Annotated in this window: 15 protein-coding genes and 2 pseudogenes; 14 read left to right on the top strand and 3 right to left on the bottom strand. The window is 41.9% G+C overall.

Translation table 11 applies throughout. The features are described from left to right. The first annotated feature begins 222 nt into the window (after positions 1–222). The 4 genes from M3204_RS19005 (at position 223) to sstT (ending at position 7,362) form a co-directional block, all read left to right on the top strand. Entirely contained in the window at positions 223–1,896 is a 1,674-nt protein-coding gene (locus tag M3204_RS19005; protein ID WP_251486161.1) for a M4 family metallopeptidase, read from the top strand. Between the two features lie 479 nt (positions 1,897–2,375). Then, positions 2,376–2,705 carry a hypothetical protein gene (locus M3204_RS19000; RefSeq protein WP_251486160.1) on the top strand — a complete coding sequence of 110 codons (330 nt, stop codon included), beginning with the start codon at positions 2,376–2,378 and terminating at the stop codon, positions 2,703–2,705. Positions 2,706–2,894: 189 nt separating this feature from the next. Continuing rightward, a complete protein-coding gene (katG, locus tag M3204_RS18995; protein WP_251486157.1) occupies positions 2,895–5,114 on the top strand; it encodes a catalase/peroxidase HPI in 2,220 nt (739 codons plus the stop codon). Between the two features lie 1,009 nt (positions 5,115–6,123). Continuing rightward, on the top strand, positions 6,124–7,362 hold the full coding sequence (gene sstT / locus M3204_RS18990; protein WP_251486155.1) for a serine/threonine transporter SstT: 1,239 nt from the start codon (positions 6,124–6,126) through the stop codon (positions 7,360–7,362). Positions 7,363–7,571: 209 nt separating this feature from the next. Here sstT and M3204_RS18985 read toward each other — a convergent pair. Beyond that, positions 7,572–9,130 (bottom strand): annotated as a pseudogene (locus tag M3204_RS18985) (IS3 family transposase). A 312-nt stretch (positions 9,131–9,442) separates the two neighbouring features. Between M3204_RS18985 and M3204_RS18980 the strand changes: the two are divergent. From M3204_RS18980 to abc-f, 9 genes are all read left to right on the top strand, one after another. Next, positions 9,443–9,610: a hypothetical protein gene (locus M3204_RS18980; protein WP_251486142.1), complete on the top strand. Its 168-nt coding sequence runs from the start codon at positions 9,443–9,445 to the stop codon at positions 9,608–9,610. A gap of 14 nt (positions 9,611–9,624) precedes the next feature. Next, on the top strand, positions 9,625–10,092 hold the full coding sequence (locus tag M3204_RS18975; protein WP_251486139.1) for a cytochrome c oxidase subunit II: 468 nt from the start codon (positions 9,625–9,627) through the stop codon (positions 10,090–10,092). Between the two features lie 15 nt (positions 10,093–10,107). Further along, complete coding sequence (locus tag M3204_RS18970) at positions 10,108–11,793, top strand: cbb3-type cytochrome c oxidase subunit I (RefSeq protein WP_251486137.1); 1,686 nt, start codon at positions 10,108–10,110, stop codon at positions 11,791–11,793. Positions 11,794–11,902: 109 nt separating this feature from the next. Next, complete coding sequence (locus M3204_RS18965; protein WP_251486134.1) at positions 11,903–12,535, top strand: SCO family protein; 633 nt, start codon at positions 11,903–11,905, stop codon at positions 12,533–12,535. A gap of 3 nt (positions 12,536–12,538) precedes the next feature. Further along, a complete protein-coding gene (locus M3204_RS18960) occupies positions 12,539–13,096 on the top strand; it encodes a hypothetical protein (protein ID WP_251486131.1) in 558 nt (185 codons plus the stop codon). An 85-nt stretch (positions 13,097–13,181) separates the two neighbouring features. Further along, positions 13,182–14,087, top strand: a complete 906-nt coding sequence (cyoE, locus tag M3204_RS18955) for a heme o synthase (RefSeq protein ID WP_251486128.1) — start codon at positions 13,182–13,184, stop codon at positions 14,085–14,087. A 240-nt stretch (positions 14,088–14,327) separates the two neighbouring features. Next, complete coding sequence (locus tag M3204_RS18950; RefSeq protein ID WP_251486126.1) at positions 14,328–15,128, top strand: DUF2935 domain-containing protein; 801 nt, start codon at positions 14,328–14,330, stop codon at positions 15,126–15,128. Positions 15,129–15,336: 208 nt separating this feature from the next. Continuing rightward, positions 15,337–15,759, top strand: coding sequence for an ASCH domain-containing protein (locus M3204_RS18945; RefSeq protein ID WP_251486123.1), 423 nt, complete (start codon positions 15,337–15,339; stop codon positions 15,757–15,759). A 546-nt stretch (positions 15,760–16,305) separates the two neighbouring features. Then, entirely contained in the window at positions 16,306–18,204 is a 1,899-nt protein-coding gene (abc-f, locus tag M3204_RS18940; protein WP_251486118.1) for a ribosomal protection-like ABC-F family protein, read from the top strand. A 63-nt stretch (positions 18,205–18,267) separates the two neighbouring features. Here abc-f and M3204_RS18935 read toward each other — a convergent pair whose 3' ends face one another. Beyond that, positions 18,268–18,795 carry a hypothetical protein gene (locus tag M3204_RS18935; protein WP_251486115.1) on the bottom strand — a complete coding sequence of 176 codons (528 nt, stop codon included), beginning with the start codon at positions 18,793–18,795 and terminating at the stop codon, positions 18,268–18,270. Positions 18,796–18,937: 142 nt separating this feature from the next. On the opposite strand from M3204_RS18935, the gene M3204_RS18930 reads away from it, so the two are divergent. Beyond that, the gene (locus tag M3204_RS18930) at positions 18,938–19,426 is read left to right on the top strand and encodes a TspO/MBR family protein (RefSeq protein WP_251486112.1); all 489 of its coding nucleotides are present in this window, start codon (positions 18,938–18,940) and stop codon (positions 19,424–19,426) included. 472 nt (positions 19,427–19,898) lie between these two features. Here the strand turns inward: M3204_RS18930 and M3204_RS18925 are convergent. Continuing rightward, positions 19,899–20,330 (bottom strand): annotated as a pseudogene (locus M3204_RS18925) (peroxiredoxin-like family protein); the annotation flags it as partial. Between the last annotated feature and the right edge of the window lie 177 nt (positions 20,331–20,507).

Below are 20,507 nucleotides of genomic sequence, written 5' to 3'. Positions count from 1 at the left end.
GCATAGGGTACGTCCCCTTGCTTCAGCTATAAAATTGTAATCCGAAATGCCTGAGTCAATGCAGGAAAATAGAAGCACAGGGTACGTCCCCATGCTCCTGAACTTAGGTTTATTGGCTCGTTTTTTTAATTTATTCAAATAATTCTAATTATTCATGATATTTCGTATCTAGAAATATATAATTAAACTCATCCAATGGAAATTGATGGGAGGAATGGTGTTTTGAAGAAGAAGTTTATTTTACCCATGGTTTTGTCGTCGGCAATGTTGGTAGGTTCGATCCCGGTTAGCAGTGTGTTCGCGCAGCCATCTGATTCAAGTTTGGCTGGCAATGGACAAGCTTCCAAGGAGTGGAATGAGAAAGCAAGTGTTCCTTTGTTCGTGAAGGAGCGGTTCGCTGAGAAATTTTCTTCCAGTACTCCAACCAATGCATTGAATTATTTGAAGAATAACGAGTCTAAAACAGGAATTAAGGATCCGGAAAGAAATCTCAAAGTGAAAAATGTAGAAAAAGATGAATTGGGAATGACCCATGTTCGTTTCAATCAAACGGTAAATGGAGTGAACGTAGAAGGGTCTGATATCATCGTACATTTTAATAAGGATAATGAAGTGGTGTCCGTCAATGGAAGAATGAATGATACTATTGACAATGTGGATATGGACACAACGGCTTCTATAAGCAGTGAAGCTGCATTAAAAACGGCCAAGACTTCTGTCAACGCATCTGAAGAGCTTACATATGAACCAACTGCTGAACTGGTTGTCTATCCTTTTGAAGGGAAAAACAATACAGCCTATAAAGTAAATGTTAACTTCATGGGAGATGAGCCTGGAAACTGGTTTGTCTTTGTGGATGCAAAAACGGGTGAGGTAATTGACCAGTATAATGGCTTAATGCATGCTGATGAACAAACGCAGAAAGGTGCAGGGAAGGGTGTACATGGCGAACACAGGGAGCTGCATATTACCCAGGTAAAAGAGCCGAATGCTGGAACTAAATTTGCGTTAGCGGATTATTCTCATGAGAACCTTGGAGGCATCGTAACCTATGATGCTAAAAATGATTATACCTCCAGTAATGATACTGTTTATATGGGAAACTCGGCAGCATTTATCAGCGATTATGATCGGGCTGCTGTCGATGCGCACTATAATTCGGAAAAGGTGTATGATTATTTCCTGAATGAACATGGCCGAAATTCACTTGATGGGAATGGGATGGCGATCATTTCCAAAGTTCACTATGGAAATGGTTACAACAATGCATCCTGGAATGGGCGCTGGATGACTTATGGTGATGGTGACGGAAAATTCATGATTTCCCTGTCAGCTGGCCTTGATGTGGCTGCCCACGAGATGACTCATGGTGTTATCTCTCATTCGGCGAATTTGGTCTACCGAAACCAATCTGGGGCACTAAACGAATCATTTGCTGATATTTTTGGTGCGCTGGTTGATGATAGTGATTGGGAAATGGGCGAGGATATTATGGCTCCAGAAGCTAAAGCTAACGGTTTGACAGTATTGCGCAGTCTCAGCAATCCAAACGGTGTTGTAGTGAGCAACGAGCAAAGAAGAGCATACAGCACAAATGGCGGTGTCTATCCAGACCACATGGACGAGTTCTATCATATGCCTACTACGGTAGATGGCGGTGGCGTCCATGTTAACTCATCCATCACTAACCATGCCGCGTACTTGATTGCTCAGGACCTTGGAAGAGAAAAATTAGGAAAAATTTATTATCGTGCTTTAACAGTTTATTTAACTGCAAATTCCAATTTCAGCGATGCACGCATGGCGACTGTTCAGTCTGCTATCGATCTTTATGGTGAAGGCAGCGAGGAAGAGGCGGCTGTTAACGCTGGATTTGACGCGGTGGGAATCTATTAAAGAAAAGCATTTTGCCAGCCCTCAGACTGTGAGTTTGAGGGCATTCCTTGTATTGCCAACTATACTAAACTCATATGGAAGCGTTAGTGAAAGTGGAATTGAATCCTTATGGGGCGGTGCCTTTCTAAGGTAGACAAAGAAAGCGTTCACATAATTGTTGATAAGTTCGAAAAAAACTGAATTGGAATAATACGTAATGTGGTATTATTTTTTCAGTGGACAGAAAAAAGTTCTTCTCGAATATCGATGTATGTCACCCTCATTAATTTCTACATATGTAAAATCCTTAATTAACTTTCTAAACCTTTCAGGGAATCTCTTAATTAAATCCTCGGCTCGTCTTTCAAATATCTCTTACTCTCTCATATTATTTTCATAAATTCCTGCAACCGCGAAAGGAGTGATTAGCCATGTAACTGCTTATCATTTTTTCTAAGATCCTTAAGCATTCCATTTTTATTTTTGAAGGAGGATTATGAATGGGTCATGATATATACGGTTTGAATAAAGCAAGGGAAGAAATTGCTTATGCGCGTTTTAGCATGTGGAATCGTAATGCGATACTGCTGTACGGTTTACTTGAGGCCTATCAGTTCTATGCTGGAGTTAGTGGATCAGGAAGAAGTTCAGTATTTTCGATTCAACAATTCGAAAAGGCCTTGAATGACTATAAGAAATTATTTAAAACTGGTGATTCACCGTCGGAAAGTGATTGTACATCCTTGGATCAAAAACAAATCCTGAACTTTATCCAAAACTGCTTGGCAACTGCACAGAAGGAAAAAAGTGTGGAAGTGTATTTTGGCTAGTGTTTTACAGAAACCACGGTATATTTTTAATTCACTCTCATTTAAATCCAACCTTATTTTCTCCCCAATCCATCCTCAGCTGCCCTTATTAAGAAAGATTCCAATTATAGATACTAAATCCCTTGTCCGTTTCATAGTTATTAATGTTGAAAGTTTAATTATTTTTATTTTTACGAAAGGGGAACGAAAATGGACAAGGATGCTGCAAAGGTTGGAAAATGCCCGGTGATGCACGGGGGTGCTACTAGTCATAAAACGAGTGGTACGACGAATCGAGACTGGTGGCCAAACCAGTTACAACTGAATATTCTCCATCAGCACGATCGAAAATCCAACCCTATGGGAGAAGATTTTAATTATAATGAAGAATTTAAAAAGCTGGACTATGATGCACTTAAGCAGGATCTTCAAGAGCTCATGACAACAAGTCAGGACTGGTGGCCGGCTGACTACGGTCATTATGGGCCATTGTTCATCCGGATGGCCTGGCATTCCGCGGGAACGTATCGTATTGGAGATGGTCGTGGCGGCGGCGGAACTGGGTCTCAGCGATTCGCACCGCTGAACAGCTGGCCTGACAACGGCAACCTTGATAAAGCTCGCCGGCTGCTTTGGCCGATTAAGCAAAAATATGGGAATAAGATTTCCTGGGCTGATTTGATGTTGCTGGCAGGGAATGTAGCCATTGAGTCGATGGGCGGCAAGACGGTTGGCTTTGGCGCTGGAAGACCTGATATTTGGCATCCGGAAGAAGACACTTACTGGGGTGTTGAATCAGAATGGCTGGGCGATAAACGTTACACAGGGGAGCGCGAGCTTGAAAATCCCCTTGCCGCCGTACAGATGGGGCTTATATACGTGAACCCGGAAGGCCCGAATGGCAAGCCGGATCCACTGGCAGCAGCCCGGGATATCCGTGAAACCTTTGCGCGGATGGGAATGAACGATGAAGAAACGGTAGCACTGATCGCTGGCGGCCATACTTTTGGAAAAGCCCACGGTGCAGGGGACGCAGCCAAAGTTGGTCCGGAACCAGAAGCAGCTTCGATTGAAGAAATGGGCTTAGGCTGGAAAAACACATACGGCAGCGGCAGAGGACGTGATACCATCACCAGCGGTCTTGAAGGAGCCTGGACGGCAAATCCAACACAGTGGGATAATGGCTACTTTGATTTATTGTTCGGCTACGAATGGTGGCTGACAAAGAGTCCGGCCGGTGCCTATCAGTGGCTGGCTGTGGACCCTGCCGAGAAGGATCTTGCCCCTGATGCAGAGGATTCTTCTGTAAAAGTACCAACGATGATGCTTACAACCGATATTGCGTTGCGTCATGATCCGATATACGAAAAAATATCCCGCCGATTCCATCAGAATCCAGAAGAGTTTGCTGATGCTTTTGCCAAGGCATGGTTCAAATTATTGCATCGTGACATGGGCCCTAAATCAAGGTATATTGGTCCGGAAGTTCCGGAAGAAGACTTTGTTTGGCAGGATCCTGTTCCAAAAGTTGATTATGAATTGACGGATGAAGAAGCGGAAAAGATCAAAGAATTGATCCTTGACTCTGGGCTTACAATCGGCGAGTTGGTGACAACAGCATGGGCTTCAGCCAGTACCTTCCGAGGCTCGGACTTCCGCGGTGGAGCGAATGGTGCCCGTATCCGCCTTGCTCCGCAAAAGGATTGGGAAGTGAATCAGCCAGAACAGCTTTCGAAGGTGCTCAATGCACTCGAAGACATTCAGAGTCATCTGGATAAGAACGTCAGTCTTGCCGACTTGATTGTACTAGGAGGCAATGCCGCAATAGAGAAAGCCGCAAGAGAGGCTGGATTTGATGTAAAAGTTCCATTTGATGCCGGACGCGGGGATGCAACAGAGGAGCAAACAGATGCAGAGGGCTTTGAGGTGCTGGAGCCTTATGCAGATGGATTCCGCAACTACCAGAAAAAGCAGTATGGTGTAAGTCCGGAAGAGCTTTTGCTGGACAAGGCGCAGCTATTAAACCTCAGTGCACCAGAAATGACGGTGCTGATTGGCGGAATGCGTGTCCTCGGTACGAACCATGGCGGTACACAACACGGCGTATTCACTGATTCCGTCGGTACGCTGACGAATGATTTCTTTGTGAACCTGCTGGATATGGGAGTGGAATGGAAGCCTGCCGATGGCGGAGTATATGAAGGTCGTGACCGTAAGACAGGCGCCGTTGTCCGTACAGCCACCAGAGTCGACCTCGCTTTCGGCTCTAACTCACAGCTGCGTGCGATTGCCGAAGTGTATGCCCAGGATGATAACAAAGAGAAATTTGTGCGAGACTTTATTTCAGCATGGGTCAAGGTCATGAATGCAGACCGTTTTGACCTTCATGCAAAAGCTCGTGAGACTTCGGAAATGGCAATGCGTCGCTAATAATTAAATAGTTTGTAAGATAGCAGATCTATAAAAGGGTCTGCTATTTTTTCTGCACATAGGGGTTTATAGAAAACGTCATCCCCTAAATTTGGGTAAAAGCAGAGCCCCTGCATTGCCCGAAAGTGCGCTATCTCTTGCATTTGGGTAAAAGCAGAGCCCCTGCATTGCCCGAAAGTGCGCTATCTCTTGCATTTGGGTAAAAGCAGAGCCCCTGCATTGCCCGAAAGTGTGCTATCTCTTGCATTTGGGTAAAAGCAGAGCCCCTGCATTGCCCGAAAGTGCGCTATCTCTTGCATTTGGGTAAAAGCAGAGCCCTTGCATTGCCCGAAAGTGCGCTATCTCTTGCATTTGGGTAAAAGCAGAGCCCCTGCATTGCCCCAAAGTGTGCTATCTCTTGCATTTGGGTAAAAGGAAAGCCCCTGCATTGCCCGAAAGTGCTCTATCTCTTGCATTTGGGTAAAAGGAAAGCCCCTGCATTGCCCGAAAATGTGCTATCTCTTGCATTTGGGTAAAAGGAAAGCCCCTGCATTGCCCGAAAATGTGCTATCTCTTGCATTTGGGTAAAAGGAGAGTCCCTGCATTGCCCGAAAGTGCGCTATCTCTTGCATTTGGGTAAAAGCAGAGCCCCTGCATTGCCCGAAAAAGAGTCACACCTTGCATTTGAGTAAAAGCAGCGTCCCTGCAATCCCCAGAATGCCCCTGTATTTTTCAAAGGGTATAATGGAGCGACCTTGAATGGATAAGTCTCTACTTCAATAGAATAAGTTTATTTTTAAAAAAGGGACCTATTCTTAGGAAGAATTATCTATTAACAATAAGAGCCGATTCAGGGTATGATGATTGAGTATTTAGAAAGTTGAAATTTTTATATGTTAAAATCTTTATATTGTAATATAATATTTCAACATCTATAATACATATTACGCGTACAGATGTGTTTTTATAGAGGACAGTATTTACTGGCCTTTTGCAACAAAAGAGAACTTACTTGTGGGGGAGATGACTTATGAAAGATTTACTGAAGAAGTTGAATCAAGTAAGCCTAGTTAAACAGATCATTGCGGGTATGTTAATTGGTATTATCCTTGCCTTAACAATTCCTGAACTTGCAAAGCCGGTTGCTATTTTGGGGTCTTTATTTGTAGGTGCCCTGAAGGCAGTTGCTCCTGTATTGGTATTATTCCTGGTTATGTCGGCGATTGCCCAGCATAAACGAGGACAGAAAACAAACATGAAAACGATTATTTCTCTCTATCTTCTAGGAACATTCGCGGCCGGACTCATTGCGGTTATTGCCAGTTTCATGTTCCCGGTAAGCTTGAAGCTTACAGCTGGCGCTGAGGGAATGACGCCTCCAGGAAGTGTAGTAGAGGTTCTTAAAACCTTATTGCTCAACATTGTTGATAACCCGGTTAACGCTATTATAAATGCAAATTATATCGGTATTTTAGCCTGGGCAGTCCTGATTGGTCTTGCTTTAAAGAATGCAGCTGATTCAACAAAAACAGTGATTGGGAATCTTTCAGATGCAATGTCCAAAATCGTCACTTGGGTAATAAAGTTCGCACCACTTGGCATTATGGGTCTAGTATTTGAATCTATTAATGCAAATGGACTTAGTTCTTTGCTTGGTTATGGCAAATTGCTTGCGGTTCTGATTGGCTGCATGCTTGTTGTGGCCCTTGTGGTCAATCCAATCATTGTATTCGCATTGATGAGGCAAAACCCATATCCGCTTGTCTTTAAATGTTTGAAGGAGAGTGGTATTACTGCATTCTTCACACGGAGTTCAGCTTCGAATATCCCGGTGAATATTAAAATATGTGAAGATTTAGGTCTGGATAAGGACTCCTATTCTGTTTCCATTCCCTTAGGCGCAACAATCAATATGGCCGGGGCTGCCGTGACGATCTCTGTTATGACACTGGCTGCAGTCCATACACTTGGCATTCAAGTGGATATTCCTACTGCCATCATTCTTAGTGTTATGGCTGCAATTAGTGCGGCAGGTGCTTCAGGCGTTGCTGGCGGTTCTCTGTTGCTTATTCCGCTCGCATCCAGCTTGTTCGGCATCCCGAATGATGTCGCCATGCAGGTAGTTGCAGTAGGCTTTATCATTGGTGTTTTACAGGACTCTTTTGAGACAGCCCTTAACTCATCGACAGACGTTTTATTCACAGCTGCAGTAGAATTTAAGAAATGGCGTCAAGAAGGAAAAGTGATTGAAATTAAAAAAGCATCATAAGGTGCAGGTGAAGCAGGAATCTAATAGGTTCCTGCTTTCTTAGATTTCCGCTTCTTAAGCTGGTCTTTTATCGTTTTGCTTCAATGTCGATATGTTTCTGCAGACGAAGCCCGTCAAGTGCGCATGAATTGAATTAGTATTTGCGACAGAGCCTTATCCTTTGGTGAACTGCTCCCCGTCAAGTAGACAGTGGAAATAATAAAAATAATCTAAGCGGCTTTAGCCCTGTATTCTACGGGGCTAAGGCCGTTCAATCTTTTTTGGTAACGTTCATGATTATAAAAGTATATGTACTCATCAATCGCCGCAGAAAGGTCTTCAAAGGTCTTATATTTCTCCAGGTAATACTTCTCGCTTTTCAGTGATCCCCAAAATGATTCCATTGGACCATTGTCAATACATCTTCCGACTCGGGACATACTTTGAGTCATCTGTGCTTGATCTATTCTTTGTTTAAATCCTTGATGTGTATACTGGAAGCCCCTGTCGCTATGTATAAGGGGACGTTCTCCATTCAAAAGGGCTGTAGCCTGATCCAGCGTTTCAAACACCAGTTTATTGTTATTGGAACGTCCAAATACGTAGCTGACAATGGTTCCATCATGTAAGTCTTTAATCGCACTCAAATAAGCCTTTTTTGCTTCTCCATACTTGAACTCAGTTACATCTGTTACCCATTTCTCATTTGGATTTTCGGCTTGGAATTCACGGTTCAACACGTTTTCTGCGACGTGTTGAGGGGATGATTTTTTGTAACGATTCTTCTTTTTCCGAATGACGCTTTGAATGCCGACAATCTTCATCAGCCTATAGATTCGCTTATGATTGAAGCTCTTGCCCAACCTTCGATTCAAAGTCATCGTAATCCGACGGTAGCCGTAGATTCCTTTAACCTGCTCATGGAGAGCCTTCATTTCTTCTACAAGCTCTTCATTCTGGCGTTCACGTACGGAAGGTGTTCGCTTCAGCCATTTATAATATGCAGACCTGGCTAACCCCGCAATATCACAAAGCATGATAAGAGGGAACTTCTCATCCTGATGAAGTTCCTTGATAGCGATATATTTTTCTTCAAGGCGTATCTGGTTTATCTTCGCCTCCTTTCGATCTCCTCTAACTTTTTTAGGAATAAGTTCTCTGCACGTAAACGCTCATTTTCGCTCGCAAGCCTCTTCATCTCCAATTTCATCTTCTGTTCTGGAGAGAGTTCAATTTCTTCCTTCTTCCTGCCTCGTTTATCTCTGAGGGCTTCTTCTCCGCCATTCTCATACTTTTTAACCCATTGGTATACTTGTTGGTAAGAGACCTGGTAGGTCTCAGCTGCCTTCTGATAATCCTTGCCATTCTCAAGGCAAGATAGCACAATCTCTTTCCGTTCATTTATGGTAGTGTTTCATGTATTAGTCATAGTGTTTGTCCTTCCTTTGGAAGTATCCTTTAATTCTCTATGACTATTATACTTTTTAATCCACTTTCGAAGGAGAGAAGTACTAGAAATTTCATACTTCCTCGTAACTTCCTGAATGGAGTAATCCCCGCTTAGATAGTCCTGAACTGCCTCCAGCTTAAGTTCCTTCGAATACCTCTTCCAAGTAGAGGATTCGTTTAATCCATCCACTCCGTATTTTTCAAATTTATAGATCCAATCATAAATTGCCACCTTACTAACTTTGTATATTGATTCCAGTACCGAAAAGGTATGGTTCCCGTTTTCCAATGCCTTAATAATCTTAATTTTATCTTGGAGTGAAAAGGCCCTTTTTGACATAATAAAAACTCCCCTTTAAGTAAACAGATTTTATTTTTTAATCTGTCTACCTAAAGGGGAGCATATCATTGGTGGATAAGGCTCTTTTTTTAGCGCGAATTTTACGAACTGATAATGGTATTTCGATTCTCGAATGAGACGCAAGCACCGTCCCCGAGTCTCCCTCTCCCAAGAAGCAAAGGGTACGTCCCTTTGCTTCTTTTTTATGGAAAAATTCTTATTACTCCCAGGGGTTTTATATGTGATTTGCCTCACTACATTGATAATCATTCGCAATTATGATGAGGGTAAGAAAGCAAAGGGGGGATTTCAATGAAAGGGACGGAAGTGAATACTCATCAAGAAGTGCAGGACGAAAATGTTAATGTTCCTGTTGACGCAACATCTAAGATAGGCACCTGGATTTCAGTTGGAGTTGTAGGAGCAGTCATTCTTGCTACGTACTTTGTGTTATTCGGATTATATATGGCGAGGGTATAGGAGGGGGAGCGACGATGAAGATGCATTTGGATGAAAAAATCTGGCTATTTTTAAGCTTTGGGATGATTATGGGATTTATGATTTTTACAGGATATCAAGCAGTTGCACTGGGAATGGGGCCGCCAAGTCATAAAGAAACGATTGACCCGAAAAAGGTCGATCAAACGGCTCCGTTTGACCAGCCTGGGATTAAGCAAATTGGCGAAAATGAATATGAAGTCGTCATGACACTGCAGGTGTTTAGCTTTACACCAATGGAAATTGAAGTACCGGCAGGTTCCACTGTCCATTTCACGTTGACTTCAAAAGACGTTGTTCATGGATTCCAAGTGGCAAATACGAATTTAAACGCAATGGTTATGCCGGGGCATATCCAAAAGATATCGCAAAAGTTTGATGAACCGGGAGAATATTTGGTGTTGTGTAATGAATATTGTGGCGCGGGACATCAAGCAATGAGTACAAAAATCATCGTTAAATAAAAGGGGGGAATGAAAGTGCAGCCTGCATTAAAAACAACATCATTTAAACAAAAAACAAATCAAGTATTAGGGATCAGCCTTGAAGATGCCAGAATATCGAAATCATATTTAGCTGTAGCTTTTATCGCATTACTGCTGGGCGGTTTTCTTGGATTGTTGCAAGGGTTGAATCGTGCTGGTGTCCTGCAATTGCCGCCATGGCTTAACTATTATCAAGTACTGACAGCTCATGGAATATTACTAGTCGTTGTATTATCAGCATTTTTCACAATTGGTTATTTTTATGCCGGACTCTCACATACATTAGGAGGATTACTGCCTAAAGTAAGGAAGATGGCATGGATTGGCTTTTGGATGAAGATTTTCGGTTTTGTATTGGCAGTCATTCCGATTTTAAGGAATGAAGCTTCAGTTATGTATACCTTCTATCCGCCAATGGCCGCGTCCCCAATGTTTTACTTTGGTTTAGTCTTTATTGTATTAGGTGTATGGATGCTCTCATTTGGAGCATTTACACAAGTCGCGAATTGGAGAAGGAATCACAAGGGAGAACATCTTCCGATTCTGGCTTTCTTTGCAACTGGCGTCTTTGTCTTATTAGTTGGCGCAACGGCATTTGTTGCGGTTGAAGTCATTTTCATGATCATTCCTTGGACACTTGGATGGGTAGATGGCATAAACGTATTGCTCGCCCGTACACTATTCTGGGCGTTTGGGCATACAGCCGTAAACATTTGGTATTTAACAGCCGTATCCGCCTGGTATGTCATCATACCAAAAATAATCGGCGGCAACCGATGGAGTGATCTTTTAACTCGCATGGTTGTCATTCCTTTAGTGATTATGAACATTACGGGTGGTTTTCACCATCAGATCATTGACCCTGGTATCTCTGAATCTATCAAATATATGCATGTATTCATGAGCCTGGCAATCGGATTTCCTTCATTAATGACTGCTTACGCTATGTTTAGGGTGTTTGAACGTACGGCAAGAGCGAAGGGTGGAAAAGGCTTAGTTGGCTGGTATAAAAAAATGCCATGGGGAGATGTTCGCTTCCTGGCTCCATTTATCGCGATGGTGGCCTTCATCCCAGCTGGAGCAGGCGGTATTGCCCAAAGTACAAACCAATTAGACCAGGTTGTCCATAATACGATGTGGGTTGTTGGGCATTTCCATATAACACTAGGTATGTCAGTGATCATGACATTCTTCGGCATTAGTTACTGGTTAGTTCCATATCTTTCAAAACGAGTATTAACACCAGCAATGAACAGATTAGGTGTGATTCAAACGATTGTTTGGACAATTGGTATGGTGATCATGGCAATTTCTATGCACATTGTGGGACTATTCGGTTCACCGCGAAGAACTTCTTTTACAACTTATGGGAACTTCGCAGAAACACTTGGATGGAATCCATATATGGCAGCCGTAGGTATCGGAGCAACATTATTGCTTATTGCCGTCATTCTGCAAGTGTATGCAGTATTTAATCTCATGTTCTTCGCACCAAAAGGAGTAACAGAGTTTCCAATTGCAGAAGAGGAAGCAGGAGCAGAAAAAACTCCATATTGGACAGAACGCTGGGGTGTCTGGGTCATCCTCATGTTAATCGTTGTTTCAATGGCCTATGTCCTCCCAATTGTTGATATGATTATGAATGCACCTCCTGGATCACCACCATTTAAGACCTGGTAATTATTTTAGAGAGATAGCTCATGATTTTGAGCTATCTCTTTCAAATAGGCTGTGGGAAATCAACAGCCAGGATTAAAATAGTCCCCAAATAAAATAGGAAGTGATCTCCGTGATCAAAAATCGGCAAACTAAAGTTTCTAGTATCTTGGTTTTGGTGTTTGGACTAATTTTGTTTTATGTTGGGACAGATGGATTTACCGCGTATACAGCTGAATCGGCACGAGTGACAAAGCTAATCGAGGATCAGCCAGAATTTCCTGATGTAACATTTGAGGATAGTGAAGGGCGGACTTATTCTATTTCTGAATTCAAAGGCAAATATGTATTTATTACATTTATTTATACAGGCTGTACGACTATTTGTATTCAGTTAGAAGAAAATATGTCTCAAGTTTATGATTTGATCCCAAGTGAATATTTAGGCAAAGATATTGTATTTTTAAGCATAAGCTTTGACCCAGCTAGAGATGACCCCGCCACATTAGATAAGTATAAGGATTTATTTAAAAGTGATGGGGAGACATGGAGAATGGCAAGAATCCCTGAGCAAGCACAATTGGATACCTTGCTAAAGAAGTTCGGCGTCATTGTCATTCCAGATGGTAATGGGAATTTCGCTCATAATTCAGCCTTCTATTTAGTAGATCAACAAGGAGCTTTAGTAGATGTCATGGACTTTACGAAGGTAACAGAAGCGGCGGATAAGTTAGTGAATATCATGGAAGCAGACAAGGAGGAGTAAACGATGACTCAATTTTTATTCGGCCTTTTCCTTTTAATCGGATTAATGCTTCCTCCGGTTGCAAATTTAATGGAATCCGTCATGATTGTTCACATGCATATGCAAATGCCAATGTTAGTCATTGCCGGTTTTTTAATGGCACGTATTTTTCAGCAGCGGTTTCCTCAATTTTTCGCTAAGTATAATCAAAATGGAGTACCTGGAATACTCCTCTTTATCATCATAATCGCATATTGGATGCTGCCGCGTACAATGGATGAAGCATTGACCGTACAAAGTGTGGAGATATTTAAATTTATCAGTTTGCCATTTTTGGCGGGAGTCCCGCTTCGTGACAGCTGGAAAAAACTTAGCAAGCCTGCGAAGAACAATATCATAACCCTGTTTACCGTCATGTTTCTCGGGATGGGGTGGTTGTATATACAATCAAACGCCCAGCTGTGCAACAATTATTTAGTCATTGACCAAATTATCCTCGGGTGGGGATTTATTACGATGGCAATCTGTATGGTCATCTATTTGATCTATGTTTTCGCAGTAGATCCTTCACAATATGAATAAAAGTGAATAGTCTAGTAAATAGGATTCGCAGAATTCTATTACTATTTGATAGATGGATAAAATTCTAGGGGATGGATGTGAGCATATGATTCTATCTCAACAAAAATTAAATACAAAAAGCAGTTCGAACTTCCTCTCTGATTTAATGTCCCTGTTTAAAGCGATTGTTCTAATTGCTAATGTCCTGCCTGTTTTTACAGGTCTATGGTTAGCAATGTATTTTACAAATACATCAATTACAGACAAATTAGATATTGTGATCTTGACGATTATTGGAAGTACCTTAGTCATGGCCGGAGCCCTTGTCCTTAATAATTGGTACGATGCTGATATCGACGCTGTAATGGATCGGACGAAAAAAAGGCCAACAGTGACAGGTGCGATTACGCTGAATGTCGTGTTAACAATGGGAATCATCTTAACAATCATCGGATTTATCCTTTTACTATTTACAACAGTTGAAGCGACAATTTATGCCCTTGCTGGCTGGTTTACCTATGTTGTTCTGTATACAATGTGGTCCAAGCGGAGATATACATTCAATACTCTAATTGGAAGTGTATCTGGAGCAGTTACTCCGTTAATTGGCTGGGCAGCAATCGATTCAGCTCTTCACATCGTACCAATTGTATTGTTTTTTATCTTATTTATTTGGCAGATGCCCCATACCTTTGCGATTGCAATGAAGAAATGCGATGAATATAGAGCTGCAGGAGTGGCTATGCTTCCGGTCGTGCGCGGATTTAGTAACACAAAAAAGCAAATTGTATTATATATAGGCTGCTTGCTTCCGCTGCCATTTTTTTTAGAATCGCTCGGAACACCATTTATTTTTTTAGCTACCTTATTAAATGTTGGCTGGCTGGGAATGAGTATTAGCAGGTATTTTATGAAAGATCAACTTAAATGGGCTCATATGAACTTTATCTATTCTGTAAACTATATAACAATTTTGTTTTCATTAATGGTCGTCATCACATTTTTTGAATGATGAGCAAGTATTATTGTTCCGAAGGCCACATTGGTTTTATTTATAGCAGTCTTATCCAGTAATGGATTAGGCTGCTTTTTTTTCTTTAGAAAGGTAGTCTCCATTCTTAGATAGGGGTAAAGCTGCTGCATTACGGACTCTCAAATCATCAGCTGTGCTTGCCATATTTATTTCGAAAGTCTAAGGGCTGAAAATAAATCATATATATGGTGTGTCGGAGTTTGATAAAGGGGTGATGAATTGGCAAATCCAATTGTTGCGCGGTCATTAGACGAAATTGCATTTTGGTCAAGGATTATGAAAGAACATGCCTTATTTCTAAGCTTGGGGTTTACCTATGAACAGAAACAGTTGATTGCAGAGGCACAGCAGTTTATTGCACTGTTTGAACGAATCGAGGAGAAACTGGCCAGGTTTTCGGTAAACTCAGATTTGCGTCAAGTTCAAGCGTTTAACAATGAGGTTTATCAAGCAGCGGCTGCTATTTGGGCCTACAAGAGAAAAGTTTTGGGTTTAACTTTACGGTGTGAAATTCGCTCCAATAACTTCCCATTGTTAATCGATCATATTAGCCGGGAAGCAGCTTATTTTGCTAATCGATTAAAAGAACTGAATGCAGGGAAGTTGGCCCCTGAGCCTGAGTCAATTATCGCAGAGAATGTCTTTTTCCTTAAAATAATGGCCGATCACGCTAAATTTATCGGACACCTTTTAGATCCTTCGGAAAGAAAGCTCGTCGAACAGGCGAAGGAATTCAGTCATGATTTTGATCAATTGGTATTTCAGGCAGTTGATTTAGATTCAATGCGGCCACAATCAGAAACAGTGCCGATTCTGGATCAAATGCTGGATCAAAATAGAGTATCGGTTGCGTCACTGAGGGATTTCAAGAAAACAGCCAGAGAATTAATCGAGGCGTGTCGTATTAAAAGTAATATCCATCCTCTTTTAGCTGATCACACTTTCAGGGAAGCGGAACGGTTCTTGGAAATCATCGATTTATTCGAAGCCAATCTGAAGGGGCAAAAGATGCAAGGGTAGGATTAATTTTTACTTATGTTTGTTTTCACCTGAGTTATATTGATCAGGGCCTTATCCTTTTGATGGATAAGGCTTTTTTGCCGCAAAAAATTTAAAGGTTTCATACTGTTTCTCGCATGCGTCCCAACTTTTCGCCCTTCGTTCATAATATTGGGTTACCGGGATACGCTATAGACAAAAAGGCTTTCATAGGCAGGAGGCTGTTAGAATGAAGGTTTTATCCATGATTCAGCCTTGGGCAAGTCTTTTTGTCCTTCGAGAGGCCCAATATGAAACAAGGTCATGGAGTACGAAGTATCGCGGGCCGCTGGCGATCCATACAAGCAAAAAAATAGATAAAGCTGTCTGCAGTCATGTGGCAATCCAGTCGCTGCTCTTAAAGCATGGATACACAATAGAGAATCTTCCAACTGGCATGATCATTGCTATATGCAAGCTTGAAAATTGTTTGAAGGTAACGGAAAACAAAGATACGCGGGCAGTGTTGGAAGATGGAAGGGTGGTATCAGGCAATGACTATTTCTTGGGTGACTATAAAGTGGGAGGTTATGTCTGGGAAGTTCAGGATATGAAGATGTTGGAAACCTTTATTCCGGCCAAGGGGAAACTTGGATTATGGGAGCTTGATTGAGTGGAAGCTTAGGAATGTATCTAATGCTTCCGATTATGAGAAGCTTTACCGGATTGCGATGTTTTACGGTGAACCCAAAGAAGCAAAGGGTACGTCCCTGTGCTTCTGTGATAAGTTCGCCTGAAAGGATTGGCCTTAAAATTCAGAGGGTAAATTTGAATTTACAAATTTATGAAAAAGTGAGATAATTAAGCAAATGTTCGAGGAGGGAAAGTAAGTTTATGGAACCAACTAATTGCTAATTTATTAATTTTTGAAAATTAATAAGGGTTTTGTATTGAGTATATAAACACCTATTTTATGTAGGTTTATTTGTTATGCTCTTTATGGAATTGAGGCAATTAGAAGGAAACTTACTTTACTGAATCGGGATACGTATGTTTTGGCACAGGTTTTTTTGTGCTGAAAATCGGTGGATTCAAGACTGTAAGAAGAGCTTTCTTCTTACGGTTTTTTTTATGGCGGAAAATTAAATAGTAAATGAGTTCTTCTTTGTGCTGTCCATAAAAGGCGTAGCTTCATTATGGATGAAAGAAGGAATTAAGTATGTTCGAACTAAAAGTGCATGGTATTAAAAAATATATGGAAGCGACGCTTGTCGTGAATAGTTTTACATTGGAGGCCTTTGAAGGGGACCGGGTTGGGATTGTCGGTGCGAATGGCAGCGGGAAGAGTACGATTCTGAAACTGATTGCGGGGATCGAGCCGATGCATTACTATCCGGGTTACCCGCAAACTTCGAGTCCTGGTTATGATGAAGGTCTGATTCACAGGCCTCGGGGAGCGACAATGGCCTACCTCGAGCAAATGCCATCATATCCGGAAGGGTTGAAAGTGATTGATGTGCTGAACCTGGCATTTGAAGAAATCGATGGCATCGAGAAGCAGATGCGTGAATTAGAGGGGCAAATGCAAAGTTTAGAGGATGAGGCACTGGAAAAAGCATTAAATAAGTACAGTGACATCGTCAATTTGTTTGAAGCTAAGGGCGGATATGAACGTGAGGAAAAATTAAGCAAGGTTTGCACCGGTCTTAAGTTTACAGATAGCTTTTTGCAAAAGGATTTTGACTTATTAAGCGGCGGAGAAAAAACGACCGTTGGGCTAGGGAAGATTCTGATTCACCAGCCGGACATCCTGCTGCTCGATGAGCCGACGAACCACCTGGATATGGACTCTATCGAATGGCTTGAAGGCTTTTTGAAAGGTTATAAAGGAATTGTGCTGATTGTCTCGCATGACCGCTATTTCCTCGATAATGTTGTCAATAAAATCGTGGAAATCGAGGACATGGAATCGATTAGCTATAAGGGCAACTATTCAGCTTTTATCAGCCAGAAAGAAGAGAATATGCGTGTCCAATATGAGCATTTCCGCGAGCAGCAAAAAAAGGTCAACAACATGGAGAAGCAGGTAACGAGCCTGAGGGACTGGGCGATGCGGGCGGACAACAACAAGTTCTTCAGGCGAGCGGCAAGTATCCAGAAGAAGCTTGATAAACTGGATCGCATTGATAAGCCGATTTTTGAGCGACGGAATATGAGGCTGAATTTCAACGATGCGATGCGGTCTGGAAAGGAAACGATCAAGGCGATTGGACTTTCGAAGCGATATGAAGATAAGGTGATTTTTGACGGGGCCGATTTGATGATTCATTACGGTGAAAGAGTGGGGATAGTTGGTCCGAACGGCAGTGGCAAGACGACCTTTCTTAAAATGCTTTTAGGCGAGGAGCAGCCGGATGCAGGTGTGGTTGAGTTAGGCGCGAATGTGATGGCGGCTTATTTGCCGCAGAAGATTGAATTTGAAAATGAAGAACTGACGGTTCTTGAGTGCTTCCGTGAAGGCATTTCAATCGTCGAAGGGAAGGCACGCGAATACCTGGCGAAGTTCATGTTTTATAAAAAAAGTGTCTTCAAAAAGGTGAAGTTCCTGTCAGGCGGGGAGCGAATCAGGCTCAAGCTGGCAATGCTGATGTTCCAGGATATCAATTTGCTGATCCTCGATGAACCGACAAACCACCTTGATATCGATTCGATCGAAACGCTCGAGGCCGCACTGGAGGACTTCAAAGGCACGATATTCTTCATCTCGCATGACCGCTATTTTATCAATAAAATCGGCGAGCGTGTGATTGCGGTTGAAGACTTTGGACTGAATAGTTATCAGGGGAATTACGATGATTATAAGCGGGAGAAAGCGGCCATCGGCGAGCTGGCGCCAGTTTTAAAAGAGAAAAAAGAGAAGGTGCAGCAGCCACAAGCGGACCCTGCCGCACAACTTTTAAGGAAAATCGAAAGCCTTGAAAAAGAAATATCGGAGCTCGATTTAGTCATGGGAATCAAACAGGATTATGAAGAGTTGAATGAGTTGTACAGCAGAAAGCAGTTTTTAAATAATGAGCTTGAGGCCGCGATGGAAGTATGGCTGAGTGCGGGGGTATAAAATGTTGTGGAAGCATGGGAAGAAGATTCTCATGCTTCCTTTTTTACAGAGGCGAACTAAACATCATGAATTACTCAACTCTTCTGATAATCCGCCATCATTTAAGTATTTAATACTAGTTATTTTGCCTTCTTTATTGAAAATTACTTTTCCTGAAACTTCAGCAGACTTTTGATTACTTCCATCTTCTCCATACAAGACCGCCATTTTAAAAGAATAAGAACCTTCTGTGGATTTTTCGCGTTCAACACTGACTGTATCCACCTTTATTTGCTGACCGTTATTATGTGCCATAAGGAGGTAATCATAAGCATGGGCTGAAATGAATTTATTATCCATTTCATCAGTAAAATATGCCTTATAGCGTTCCTCATAATATTGCTCAAGTTTTTCGGTATTGTCTAATCCCTCAACAAATTCTTGATCTGGTCCTGTGAACTGATGCTCCAGGACAGTTTTAATAGTGGTGATGCTCTGATCTTGTGTTTTGGACTCTACATCTGAAGAACAGCCGGCAAGAAATAAAATAATTCCTAATAAAAGCAGTGACATTGATAAACGTGAATACTTAAATATTTTTTTAATTTTCAAACACCTCCATAATACTATTACGAACACAATGTAAAAAAGTTCCCATTGATTTATTTTTTACAGATTATTGTCGTTACTTTATATATATAATGTGTTTTTTTACTGAGATTTTGGAAAAAGTATAAGAAAGGCGGGTGAGATTATGAGTATTTTATCAGTTGATGGAAAAATGGATAAAGGCAAGCTGGTCAAGGAGCTGCTGATTCCGGTCGTTGGCGGGATGGTGACTGGGATGATCGCGACGAAGAATGCGAAAGAGATTTACAGCAAGCTGAAAAAGCCGGATTATGCTCCGCCATCGTGGGTTTTTCCCGTGGTCTGGACTGGCCTCTACGCGACGATGGGACTCGCCAATTACCGTGTTTCGATGAAAAAGAAACCAACAGCAACGGCCAACACGCTGTATGATGTCCAGCTGGGGCTGAATTTCCTCTGGTCATTCTTATTTTTCAAATGGAAGCTGCGCGGGGCGGCATTTGCGGAGATTGCCTTACTGCTAGGCATGATCACGTTAACCACTTATCAATACTATCAGAAAGACAAAATAGCCGGCAGAATCATGGTGCCATATGTGATCTGGGTTGCCTATGCCCTCCAGCTAAACTACAGCATGTGGAAGTTGAATAAATAATTTTAAATTTTGCAACTTTTTAACACCTCCTGACGTCTGATTAATAGACTGGCAAACTTCTTATGAAAACTTTTATTCATAGACTGCCAAACTTTCTATAAATTGGTTGAATAAAAGTTTGCTAGAGCGGGAATACTATAATCAACAACATAAAAATTCGGAGGTAATTATGATGAAACAGATTAAAGAATTTATGAATGAAGATGGTTTTGAGCTGAATGGTTACATTTCTCAACTTTTTGAACAAGCTTCAGATAAAGAAGAAAATAAGAAACGCTGATCATGGGATAAGCTGATCAGCGTTTTTTTTTTTGAGAGAATAAGAAAGGATAAATTTCACTTCGAGAAATGTCCAGCTCCAGCGCCTAGCCCCTCGAGTCGCTTCGGTCCGCCCAATGAAGTCAAAGAACGACTTCACCGGTCGGCCCTCCAGCGCTTGTCGGGGCTGACCAAGGCTCCTCCGCTTTTCTAATTAAAATTGCCCCATTTGCCGCAGGACATCATCGATCTTTGCGTGGTCCTCCGGTGATTCATCGATATGCTTCCACAAGATTTTCCCCTCTGTTGAAAAGAGCCACGTGCCACCCTGAATGTAAACGTCCTGTGTTTTCATCGATTTCATAACAAATTCCTTTTGCATTTCGTTCTTAGGAATAAAATTTTTGACTTGGCCAGTGACAAATCCGAAGCCCGCTTTGGCTAGCAGCTTCCATTTCGGCATTGTTTTATGGCCCATGGCTTTATAAGCATTCCGTGAAGGATCACCGAAAATCAGGAATGGGAAGGGTCCGAACTGGTCAAGGAATTGCTTGATAAACGTTCCTTTAGATGGGGCAATGGCAATGACTTGAAAACCTTTTGCTTCTACTTCACTGATTCGCTCGCGCAACTGCGCAAGATAAGCTCTGCAAACCGGTCAGCCAAGGTGGCGGACAAATACGACCATGGTGTACTGGCCATTAATCGCAGCATCCAGTGTGATTGTTTTTTCAGGAGTGGTTGTTTCCAAAACATAATTCATCGATATCCCTACCTTTTAAGTTATTACAAATGATCATATATAATTTTTCGTTAGACATAA

The sequence above is a fragment of the Mesobacillus subterraneus genome (assembly GCF_023715485.1).
Lineage (GTDB): Bacteria > Bacillota > Bacilli > Bacillales > Cytobacillaceae > Mesobacillus > Mesobacillus subterraneus_B.
This window is presented reverse-complemented; position numbering and strand designations above follow the sequence as displayed.